Source organism: Mesorhizobium silamurunense (assembly GCF_014843825.1).
Classification (GTDB): domain Bacteria; phylum Pseudomonadota; class Alphaproteobacteria; order Rhizobiales; family Rhizobiaceae; genus Mesorhizobium; species Mesorhizobium silamurunense.
This window is the reverse complement of the sequence record NZ_JHQR01000297.1, coordinates 1-10,885: the sequence shown is the minus strand read 5'-3', so window position 1 is coordinate 10,885 and position 10,885 is coordinate 1. Positions and strand designations below refer to the sequence as shown.

Below are 10,885 nucleotides of genomic sequence, written 5' to 3'. Positions count from 1 at the left end.
ATCTCCGCGGTAACAACCGGGCGGTTACGGAAAATCGTACCTCGCCTGCTGCACGAAATGTGAATGCATCTCGTCAAGAAACTGTCGCGATGGCGAATCTTTCGGCGGATCGTCAACGCCTTCTAATCGTCCGCTTCTGGCGCAGCGCGTCGGGATTTTGGAAAGGCCCTAAGTCCTCGAAGGCATGGTTTCCCACTGTGCTGTTGATGGTCAGCGTGCTCCTGCAATTGGCAATTCAATATCGCCTGAGCTATTGGGGCCGAGACTTTTTTGATGCGTTTGGCCGACGGGATAGCGCCGTCCTAAGAACTCAGGCATTGCTCTTCCTGCCACTTGCCGGCTCCAGCATCCTCGTGGCGGTTCTTGGCGTCTGGTCGCTGATGACGACGCAGCGAAGATGGCGCGCATGGTTGACCCAGCATTTGATCGACGGTTGGCTGAAGAATGACCTTTTCCGCAAACTTCAATTTGGAGTCGGCGAGGACCAGAACCCGGAATACCGAATTGCTGAAGATGCACGAATTGCAACGGAGGCACCCATAAGCATGGCAATTGGATTGCTTAAGGCCGTGCTTAGCGCGGGAATATTTATCGGCATCCTTTGGAACGTCGGTGGGGATCTCATCATTGGCATATTTGGCCGTGAACTGACGGTGCCCAAGTACCTGGTTATTGCGGTTGCGACGTACTCGGCACTTCTGACTTTTGCCATGACGATCGTTGGCCGCCCCTTGATGAGAGTTATTGCCGGCAAGAATGCAGCGGAAGCCCAGCTTCGGTCGGTCGGATCGCATCTGAGGGAACGCAATGTGGCTGCTTCCGGGTCACAAAGGGAGGTCGACCAACATCGGTCACTCAGCCAGGCGCTGGATGACGTGACGGCGCGCTGGCGGGATTTGTGTGTGCAATTAATGCGCACGACGCTTGTTTCGCAAGGAAATGCGCTGCTGGCCCCTGTAATCGCCTGGGTTCTGTGTGCGCCGAAATACCTGGTCGGAACGATGTCGCTTGGAGAAGTTGCCCAGGTGACGGCGGCTTTCGTTATCGTACAGGCGGCTCTCAACTGGCTGGTCGATAATTACACGGGCTTGGCAGATTGCCTTTCTTCGATAAACCGCGTCGCCTCGCTGCTACTGGCCCTTGATCAGCTGGATCGCATCCCGCCGGGGCCGTCCTGCCGTCTGTATGACGGAAATCCCTTGTAATGACCCTTTTACTCGCCAAGCCTTGGTTGCCCAGGCCCGACTCCCGCAACACCGCCATTGTCTGCGATCAATAGGAGCCAGACGCCTCAGGCTGCCGTTGGGTCAACTTGGTCCGCCAGTACTGGCGTTTCGACCAGCGTCGAAGCGGGGGAACGGGTCCTTGGCCGCCCTTGCCCCCGAACCCAACTCAATAGGGTCCCGGCAGTCTAGCAGTGAATGGCCAGGATTTGCCAAATTACGAAACCGCGATTTGACGCTCACGCCGGGAAGACGACGAGTAACTTTGTCTAGGCCTATGGATCGGGTTAGAAGGCTGCGGCTTCTCGCTCGGCTACGTCCGTGGGGCCTATGTTCAACTCTTACGCACCTGCCAAGCAAGATACGCAATCGCCGCACCCACGCTGATCAGCTCTATCCCCATCAGCAGTCCGATCAGCCACACGGCCGTCACGGGGAGCCTGGCCCACAGTATCAAAGAAAGAAGAATCCCGACCAGCCCACTTCCCAAGACCCAGCCCCAATTAGGGACGGGACGTATCGTGAGCGCGAAAACTACCTTCGAGATGCCCTCGATCATGAAGAACACAATCAGCAGCAGAGAGATGGTCAGCAGCCCATCTCCAGGGTCGCGCAGAAAGAGGAGGCCAATCAGCACCGCCAGGATGACAGATATGAGTTGCAGCCAGAAATGAGGCACATGGCCCGCACCGACCAAACTTATGCCTTGCAAGGCCCCGCTGAAGACCAGGAGCCATCCCAGCAGGACGACCACAGCCACCGACGAGACCACAGGAAAGATCATCGCCAGAATTCCGGTCACCACCAGCAGCACGCCCTCTACCAGATACCACAGCGAGTACCGCTTGACCGTCTGCCGCATTGCCTCACGAAAGACCTCTGCGGCGGCATCCAACGACATCGACATGGCTTGCCCTCCAACAACCTTCTGCCGGTGGCTTCACTGCGCAGCAGATAGCCGCGCGACACATTTACCACAAATGAACCGCGTCGAGTACTCCACGAAGGCAGCGACTAACAAACGCTTTTGTTACATGGCAGAGGAGAACGTCGGTGGGCAAACGACTTTCCGTCCGAAATCGAAGACCAGATTTTGGGGATCGCCCACCGCTCACAAAACGCGCCGCCCGCATTGCAAACGCTGGTGACGAGCGTCCGACCGGTGACGATGCCCCAATCAGCGGTTACCGGGCTAGGAACTCCTGCCGATTACGATGTCGACGAAAAGATCAAGTATGCCGCCGAGCACCCTCGCTGCAGCGATTGTGCCGTTACTCTGAACAGTAGCCGAAAAGGTTCACTTGGCCTCGCACTTGCTAAGCTGCGCGCGAGGCCTGGTCCCTGGCCTGATCGTACCAACCGTGTGCTGCTTCGATAGCCGCTTCGGCTTTCCCGGAAAGGTTTCGATTTATCCTGGGTGATTTCGCGGCGAAGCTCTGCGATCTGTTTCTTTATTACTTCCTGATTGCCGTCTGACGCCTTCGGAGATAGGCGTGTCGGCTATTCATTTCTCCCTTGACGGCGTCAAACTAGACAAATCCTAAAACGTCACCGAACTGGTGCGATCGAGGCCAGTCTCGGTTCGTCTAGAAAGTATTGCTGGAGTTGTACAAATCCATGCCAGCGGCACGCGTTTGCGTTAGTACCAGCGTCCGCGGCCGTAAAAACCACCGCCGCCTAGCAATATAACAATAAGGACGATGACGAGAATCGTGGTGATACTCATGTGAGTCTCCTGGGAGCGACATCTACTGCGGAGGCCGTTCATTCTTGCGTCCCGCGCGACACCGCTCCAACATCAATGAACGGTTGGCGGCCTATTTTCGTTCCATTCACGCCTTCTGAACGCGTGTCTTATCCGATGCTTTATAGATGCGAGCGCGCGATGGGCCGCCTTCCCTCGGCATGTGTTTGCGTCACCCACTCTCACGGCATAAGATCGTGGCGTTGGCAGCTTCTAAAGCGGCGCTGTCAGTGGGCAGCGACGTTTCGCTCCGGTCCGGATACAGGGAGGACGCAATGTCATCCGACTCCAGGCGTCAGCGATTTCTCGCTAGAACCATAGAAATGCTCGGACGCTGGCCAAATTCGGCTTTCGGCAAAGCGCCACCTCCTGGGCGGAATGGAGGCCGACACGGCGCGATTTCTCGTCCGAGAATTCCAGAATGGCGTTAGCGCCGAGAAAAACCTGGAGGCGGCGCTTGTAGCTCACAACTTTATCGGAGCGAATGCATCGCATGGGCCAGGATTGTGACCGATGACCTTGTTTGCTGGACGACGAAGGCAGGGCCCTGAAGGTCCTTAGGACATTGACCTTCCGCCGCGTACCATCGCGCTGGATATGCGATCAGTCCAAAGGTTTGCTACATGCTGTTCCCCGCCATCCTCAGATCAGTCATCCGGACAGGCAGCCTACGTCTGATCGACGGCAATCGGCGGATCCACGACTATGGCGACGGTTCCTCGCCGCGTTGTGCTGTCAGGCTTGGTGCCTGCCATCTCGACTATACACTTGCGCTGAACCCCGAGCTCTCGGTCGGCGAAGCCTACATGAACGGTCTGCTGACAATCGAGGAAGGGAGCCTATATGATCTTCTAGAGATCGCGGCGATCAACTTCCGCAACTTTGAGCGCATGTCGTGGTGTTCGCTGTTGTCCGGGGTGACGCGACGGCTCAAGCAGTACAATCCGATAGACCGAGCGCGGCGAAACGTTGCCCATCACTATGATCTGTCCGCCCATCTCTACGATCTCTTCCTCGACAAGGACCGTCAATACTCCTGCGCCTATTTCACAAACGGGAATGAGGATCTTGAGACCGCGCAGCTAAACAAGAAGCGCCACATCGCGGCCAAGCTGCTGCTCGACCGGTCAAACCTCAAGATACTGGACATAGGTTCTGGGTGGGGAGGGCTTGGCCTGTATCTGGCCGAAGAGGCGGGCGCGGACGTTACTGGCGTTACACTGAGCGTCGAGCAGCACAAAGTCTCCGAGGCGCGAGCAGCCGCGGCCGGCCTTGCCGACCGCGCCCGCTTTCAGCTGCGCGACTATCGTGAGGCGACCGGCCCGTATGATCGGATCGTCTCGGTTGGTATGTTCGAGCACGTGGGCAAGAAGAACTATGACGAGTTCTTTGCCAAGCTCCACGGCCTGCTTCGGGAAGATGGCGTTGCGCTGCTGCATGCCATCGGATTTTCGGATGCCCCGGCACCGATCAATCCCTTCATCCGCAAATACATCTTTCCGGGTGCGGACCTTGCATCTCTCTCGGAAGTCTTCGCTGCCACCGAGCGCTCGCGGCTGATTGTCACCGATGTCGAAATCCTCAGGCTCCACTACGCAGAAACGCTCCGCCACTGGCGCAAGCGCTTCATGGACAATTGGCAGCGCGTCGCGGCGCTCTACGACGAGCGGTTCTGTCGCATGTGGGAGTTCTATCTCGTCTTGTGCGAGATCGGATTTCGATACCGGACCATGATAGTTTTCCAGGTGCAGCTTGCGAAACGGTCCGATACCGTGCCCATGACCCGTGATTATATGATTGATTGGGAACGGGAGCACAGCTCGTCTAAGAGACAGCATATGCGCGCTGCCGAGTGAGGCAGTGGGACAAGGGTGAACCACAACCATGGGTCCAATCGTGCGACCACCGCAGCGCCCGCCTTCGCCGCCGGAATCGAGACAGACGGTCGACGAAACGGAGATGCCGCTGCCGTCCAATCCGCAGACGTTTTTTCTTGGCGGCCTGTTCACCGTGAGCGTCGTGGTGATGGCCTATGTGGCAAGCTCAATTATCCTTCCTGTCGTTCTCGCTTTCGTGTTGAAGCTCCTCCTGCAACCCGTCGTTCGGTTACTGGAGCGTATGCACGTACCGAGAGCCCTGGGCGCGCTCTTGCCGATCCTGCTCGTTGTCGCAGTGTTGGTCGGCCTTGTTGCCGCTTTGTCGGGGCCTGCCGCGACATGGGCGGAGAGACTGCCGGAAGGGATACCGCGTCTTGAAGCTCATCTGGTGGTTCTGAAAGGTCCGATCCAGGCGCTTCAGAAATTCATCCAACAGGCAGAAGCGATCGCCAACAATCCTGGAGAGAAAGGCTCGACCGTCTCGATCCGCAGTGATCTCGGCCTGACTGGCGCTTTGTTCTCGGGTACGCGCGCCGTCCTCGACGGCTTGTTCACGACCGTACTGGTGCTCTACTTCCTGATGGTGTCAGGCGATACTTTCCTTCGGCGATTTGTCGAGATCCTCCCGCGGCTGAGCGAGAAGCGGCAAGCAGTCGATATCTCTCAGCAGATCGAGGGGGATGTATCCGCCTATCTGGTGACGATTACCGGCATGAATGCCGCGGTGGGCATCGCCACCGCGGTCGCCATGTATCTTTGTGGGCTCGGAGACCCCCTCTTGTGGGGCGCGACGGCTTTCCTGCTCAACTACATCCCCATTCTGGGGCCGCTGTTCGGGATGAGCATCTTCGTCCTTGCGGGAATGCTCACCTTCGACAGCCTGCTCTGGGCACTGTTGCCGGCAGCCCTCTACTTCGGCATCCATCTTGTCGAGGGAGAGACGCTCACGCCGATGTTGCTCGCCAGGCGCTTCACGTTGAACCCGGTGCTGGTCATTCTGTCGCTGGTATTCTGGTTCTGGATGTGGGGCGTGCCCGGAGCGATCCTGGCTGTCCCGGTGCTGGCCATCGTGAAGATCATTTGCGATCGCCTGCGTCCGCTGAAGGCCTTGGGCCATTTACTTGAAGGCTAGAGGTAAGAGAACACTGCCGACAACCGAACGGCCTGGAAAGCGTCGATCATGCCGGTATCGACCGCAAAACTTTCACTGTCCATTGAAGTCTTCCGCCGCTCCACGCGGATGCCTAAGCAATAGCCACGATCAGCATGCGGGTCCCGCCCAATCGAGGGTGTTTTGTCAGATCTCTGGGGGCCCAAGTCATTATTTCATCGCATTCGGTCGATGGGTGCACCACATTAGTAGGGTTGGTCAGCAGGACCGGAGCCGTTGGTTCCGATTGATGCTTTCCACAGACGCGTTCAGACGATGAACGCATTCCCGATCGGAATCCATTATGGATGTCGTTGTAAGAACTTACTCAGGTAAGGGCTCCAAAGAGCTGTTTTCATTTCTGGAAAAGAATAAGGCCGACGTTGAAAAGCTTATGCGTTCAGTGAAAGGCTTCGAAAGCTACACACTCGCACGCAGCAGTGACAGCGAAGGGTGTCCCTCCGGTCTGGGCCGCGGCGGGTGCGGTCTGTGTTAAGCTGCAGCGATGGAGATCGACACCGACAAGATTGATGATGCGGTCCTGGCGCTGCTTTGGCTGACCCTGCACAATGAACGGTGCGCTTGGAAAGGCTTTGACTGGGACGTGACGGATCGACTTCACCGGAAGGGACTGATCGCCGACCCGGTCAACAAGGCAAAATCCTTGGTTCTGACGGATGAGGGTCTTCAGCGCTCGGAGCAACTGTTTCGCGCGCTGTTTACGCGGCCGACGCCATGAGCGCCCGAGCGGGCCGCCAGGTCCACGGCAGCAGCTCACTGAGCCGGTTCTGCGGCGTGTCGGCGATGCGGGAGAGAACGTCGGCCAGCCAGGCCTGCGGATCGATGTCGTTGAGCTTGGCGGTGGTGATCAGCGTCACCATGAAGGCGGCCCGATCGGCACCACGATCAGAGCCAGCAAACAGCCAAGCTTTCCTGCCGAGGGCAAAACCACGCAGCGCCCGTTCGGCGGCGTTGTTGGTGAGGCAGACCCGGCCGTCGCTGAGGAAGGACGTGAAGCCGTCCCAGCGCTTCAGCATGTAGTCGATAGGCTCGGCAACCGGAGAACTGCGTGACAGTCTGGCCCGCTCGGTTCGCAGCCAGGCCCCAAGTTCGGTGACGAGAAGACGGCTTTCCTGCTGGCGTCGTTCCAGGCGCTCGTCGGCGGCGAGACCGTTGATGTCGCGCTCGATATCAAACAGCGCGTCGATACGTTTGACCGCCTCGAACGCAATCGGTGAGATCGGCGCGGCGTTCTTGCCGCGCTTGGCGTTGGTGGCGATGTCGGCGAGCACGAAGAACTTGCGGCGTGCATGCGCCCAGCACAGCGCCTGGGTCAGCGGACCAGGGTCACGCTCCACCTTGAAGAGCGGGTTATAGCCGCCATAGGCGTCGGCCTGCAGAATGCCGGTGAAGGATTTGAGATGACGCTCGGGATGTTCCTGCCGCCGATCGCGCGAGGCATAATAGAGTGCCGCCGGTGGCGACTGCCCGCCGAACGGCCGGTCATCCCTGACATAGGTCCAGATGCGGCCCGTATCGGTCTTGCCGCGGGCCAGGATCGGCACGGTGGTGTCGTCGCCATGAAGCCGCTCGGCGGCGAGCACATGCGCCTCGATCAGCGCATGCACCGGCTTCAGCGCTGCGGCGCAGGCTCCGACCTGGTCAGCCAGTGTCGAGAGGCTGAGGTCGATGCCCTCGCGGGCATAGCGTTCGCTCTGCCGGTTCAGCGGCTGGTGCTGGGCGAACTTCTCGAACAGGATCATCGCCAAAAGGTTCGGTCCGGCAAAGCCGCGCGGCGTCACATGGAAGGGCGCCGGCGGCTGCGCGATCTTCTCGCATTGGCGGCAAGAGAACTTCTCGCGCACGGTCTGGATCACCTTCCACTGGCGCGGGATGACCTCCAGCGTCTCGGTGATATCCTCGCCAAGCTTTGCCAGCTTGGCCGAACCACAGCACGGGCAGTTTGACGGTGCGGCGATGACCACGCGCTCACGCGGCAGATGGTCGGGAAAGGGCTTGCGCGACGGGCGCTTGCGCTCGAACGCCCTGACCGTCGAGGAGCGCGCCGCCATCTCCGCAGCCAGTTCGTCCTGGCTGGCATCGGCCTCGAGCTCCTCAAGCTGCAACTCCATCTGTTCGAGAAGCCGCGCCTTGCGCTCCGAGCGGCTGCCATGGATCTCGCGCTTCAGCTTCTCGATCTCCAGCCTGAGCCGCGCGATCAGCGCATCCGAATGCGAGTTCACGGCCTGGGCGCGAGCCGCAACGGCTTCTGCTTCACGGCGGGCCGCACGCTCGGCGAGGATCATCGCGTGCGCACTGGCAAGGTCACCGGGAAGCTGATCGGCCGCATCGGTCATGGCGCGAGGGAATCATATTCGCTCCCGCCATGCCAGCGGTTTTGCTCATCCCGCCGAGCTCGGACGCCAGGTTTTTTGCGGCATCCGCCAGTCGATGCCTTCGAGCAGATAGCCGAGTTGCCCCGGCGTGATCACCACCGTGCCGTCGGCCGCCGATGGCCAGATGAACCGGCCACGTTCGAGCTTCTTCATAAACAGGCAGGCCCCCTGGCCGTCGTGCCAGATCACCTTGATCAAGCCACCCTGCCGCCCGCGGAAACAGAACAAATGACCGCTGTGCGGATCGCGCTTCAACGTCTCCTGCACCATCAATGCGAGGCCGGGGAAGCCCTTGCGCATATCCGTAAAGCCAGTGGCGAGCCACACCTTCACACCGCTCGGGACCGGGATCATCGCCGCTCCAGCACATCCAGGATCCGGCCCAAGGCCTCCGTGTCGATGTCGCTCTCCACACGAATGCGCCGGCCGCGGCCAAGCTCAATCGTCACCGTGCTCGTCTTCTTGCGAGGTAGCGGCGGCGATTTGGTTTCCGCGGCCTCAGGCCCCGGCCGTGCCGTGACAACCTTCACCGGCATGAACTGCGGCACCGACGGCGCGAGGATCTGGCAGAGCTCTTTGCGCCAACGGAACAACTGACCGGCATGGATGCCCGCCGAGCGGGCGATCTCCGATACGCTGGCGTTCGGCTCCAGACACGCCGCAACCAGCCGTTCCTTCTCTTCACGAGACCACCGTCGGCGGCGCTCGACGGACGTGATCACCTCCACATGCTGCGTCGTCATAGGACTGTTCCTAGTGCTACCACGAGGACTTGCAGCCTTCAGCCTACCTCAGCAAGGCGGCCGTCACCGTGGGGATACAGCGAAGGTGGCCTATCGATGACCGTATGCCAAGACAAGGCCGGCACCGAAGAGAGTGTCCGCCTTGCGAAGGATTGGATCTCAAAAAACGCAGCGAACATTAGCACGGCTGCGCCGAAAGTTTCGGCCGGATCCATAATTATCCACGCCACAAAGCACTAGCTTTTATGATCTTGCCCGGCCGTATAACTAGCCGGCCGGGCTTTCGCGCTGGTTCGCCTGCCAATGGCGCCTCGGCTAAAGCCGGCGTTGGGCTGCGTGCGGCTCCTCGATGGCCCTCGCGACCGTCGCCCAGCCGGTCGATTGGCTCGTGCACCTCCTTTGCACGATCATTTTTCTCGTGGAACCGATGGCATAGAATCGGGCGGGCTAACAAGCTTCTCATTTTCGCCCGCGTGCCATTCCAGGAAGAGGCTGTATCCAACCGCTAACAGCACCGGTCCTAGGAATATTCCTATAAAGCCGAAGGCAAGAATTCCGCCGACGAGCCCAAAAAAACTGAGCAGCACTGGCAGGCTGTTCGCCTGCGCGAGGAGATATGGCTTCAACACGTTGTCGATGCTGCTGATGAGCAGCAAACCCCAGGCGCCAACGAAAAAGCCCCAGCCGACCTCGCCCTGAAAGAACAGCCAGAACGTGACCGAGCCCCACACGAGAGGAGGGGCCAAGGGCACGAAAGATAGGATGAAAGTGAGGAAGCCGAGCAGAAGTGCTTGAGGCACACCCGCTATCCAGAATCCTATGCCAGCCAGCAGCCCTTGCGCAAGGGCAGTGCCGATCAAACCGTAAACGACACCCGTTACCGTTAGACCTATCACAGAAAGCAGATGTCGGGCGCGAGTGCCTGCTATGCGCTCAGAACTAATGCGCACATATGCCGCCATCTGTGGGCCGCTCCGATAAAAGAAGAAAGCTATGAACACGCTAAGCGCAAGCTCTAGGAGGCCCACTCCAAGAACTGCGCCGCTCGCCACAGCGATGTCTGTAGCTGGGCGGATCAGTTTCGTCAGTTCGATGAGAAAAGCCGGAGCGTTGTATGCCAGACCTTGCCAGTAAATGGCCAAGCGCTCGCCAACGAGCGGGAGTCCCGCCACCCAGGTTGGCGGCGCAGGAGGACCTTGCTCAAGGACACGATTTGCCGCGGCAACGATGCTCGACACGCTATCAGCCAGCGTTGCCACTGAGATTGCAAACGGCGCCACCAGAACAAGTGCGACCAGCAAGGTCATGAGCAAGGCAGCAAGTGTCCTCCGGCCACCCAGCGTTCGTTCGAACCAGGTATACGCTGGCCATGTGGAGAAGCAGAGCACAGCCGCCCAAAGCAGTGCCGACAGGAAAGGCCAAAGTACGGCCAAGCAGCCGATTCCCAGCAGCACCAGTGCACCGATTCCTAAGATCTGCTCGACTGGTCGGTCGAATTGCATCATGGTCCGCATTTGCTGTCTTGCTCGTTCTCTAGAAATGCCCAGGCCCCCTCGTTCGCCAAGCAGCTTACGAGACAAGGCCGGTACCGAAGACTGTTCGCCTTGCGAAGGGGCGGATCTCAAAAAATGCAGCAAATATTAGCACTGCGCCACGGGTTCGGCAGGATCCATAATTATCCACGCGACAAAGCACTAGTTTTCATGATCTTGTCCGGCCGTACAGCTAGGGTCAGGACCCATTAATTTGTTG

The 10,885-nt window shown here is 59.2% G+C and carries 9 protein-coding genes; 4 read left to right on the top strand and 5 right to left on the bottom strand.

Features of this window, described 5'->3' with window-relative positions:
- On the top strand, positions 1 to 1,205 hold a 1,205-nt coding region (locus DH10_RS29955; protein WP_343221641.1), incomplete at its 5' end, for an SbmA/BacA-like family transporter.
- Between the two features lie 352 nt (positions 1,206 to 1,557).
- Here DH10_RS29955 and DH10_RS29950 read toward each other — a convergent pair.
- Complete coding sequence (locus tag DH10_RS29950) at positions 1,558 to 2,130, bottom strand: HdeD family acid-resistance protein (RefSeq protein WP_192257486.1); 573 nt, start codon at positions 2,128 to 2,130, stop codon at positions 1,558 to 1,560.
- Positions 2,131 to 3,590: 1,460 nt separating this feature from the next.
- Here DH10_RS29950 and DH10_RS29945 point away from each other — a divergent pair.
- From DH10_RS29945 to DH10_RS29930, 3 genes are all read left to right on the top strand, one after another.
- Positions 3,591 to 4,823, top strand: a complete 1,233-nt coding sequence (locus tag DH10_RS29945; protein WP_192257484.1) for a class I SAM-dependent methyltransferase — start codon at positions 3,591 to 3,593, stop codon at positions 4,821 to 4,823.
- 103 nt (positions 4,824 to 4,926) lie between these two features.
- Entirely contained in the window at positions 4,927 to 5,976 is a 1,050-nt protein-coding gene (locus DH10_RS29940; protein WP_246506684.1) for an AI-2E family transporter, read from the top strand.
- A gap of 523 nt (positions 5,977 to 6,499) precedes the next feature.
- Positions 6,500 to 6,733 carry a DUF6429 family protein gene (locus DH10_RS29930; RefSeq protein ID WP_192257480.1) on the top strand — a complete coding sequence of 78 codons (234 nt, stop codon included), beginning with the start codon at positions 6,500 to 6,502 and terminating at the stop codon, positions 6,731 to 6,733.
- Here DH10_RS29930 and tnpC read toward each other — a convergent pair.
- The 4 genes from tnpC to DH10_RS29910 all read right to left on the bottom strand — a co-directional run bounded on the left by tnpC (position 6,714) and on the right by DH10_RS29910 (position 10,638).
- Complete coding sequence (gene tnpC / locus DH10_RS29925; protein ID WP_192257479.1) at positions 6,714 to 8,351, bottom strand: IS66 family transposase; 1,638 nt, start codon at positions 8,349 to 8,351, stop codon at positions 6,714 to 6,716. The genes DH10_RS29930 and tnpC overlap by 20 nt on opposite strands.
- 45 nt (positions 8,352 to 8,396) lie before the next feature.
- Entirely contained in the window at positions 8,397 to 8,744 is a 348-nt protein-coding gene (tnpB, locus tag DH10_RS29920) for an IS66 family insertion sequence element accessory protein TnpB (protein WP_192257478.1), read from the bottom strand.
- Entirely contained in the window at positions 8,741 to 9,133 is a 393-nt protein-coding gene (gene tnpA / locus DH10_RS29915; protein WP_192257477.1) for an IS66-like element accessory protein TnpA, read from the bottom strand. The genes tnpB and tnpA overlap by 4 nt, the downstream gene beginning before the upstream one ends.
- Positions 9,134 to 9,540: 407 nt before the next feature.
- A complete protein-coding gene (locus DH10_RS29910; RefSeq protein WP_192385652.1) occupies positions 9,541 to 10,638 on the bottom strand; it encodes an AI-2E family transporter in 1,098 nt (365 codons plus the stop codon).
- Between the last annotated feature and the right edge of the window lie 247 nt (positions 10,639 to 10,885).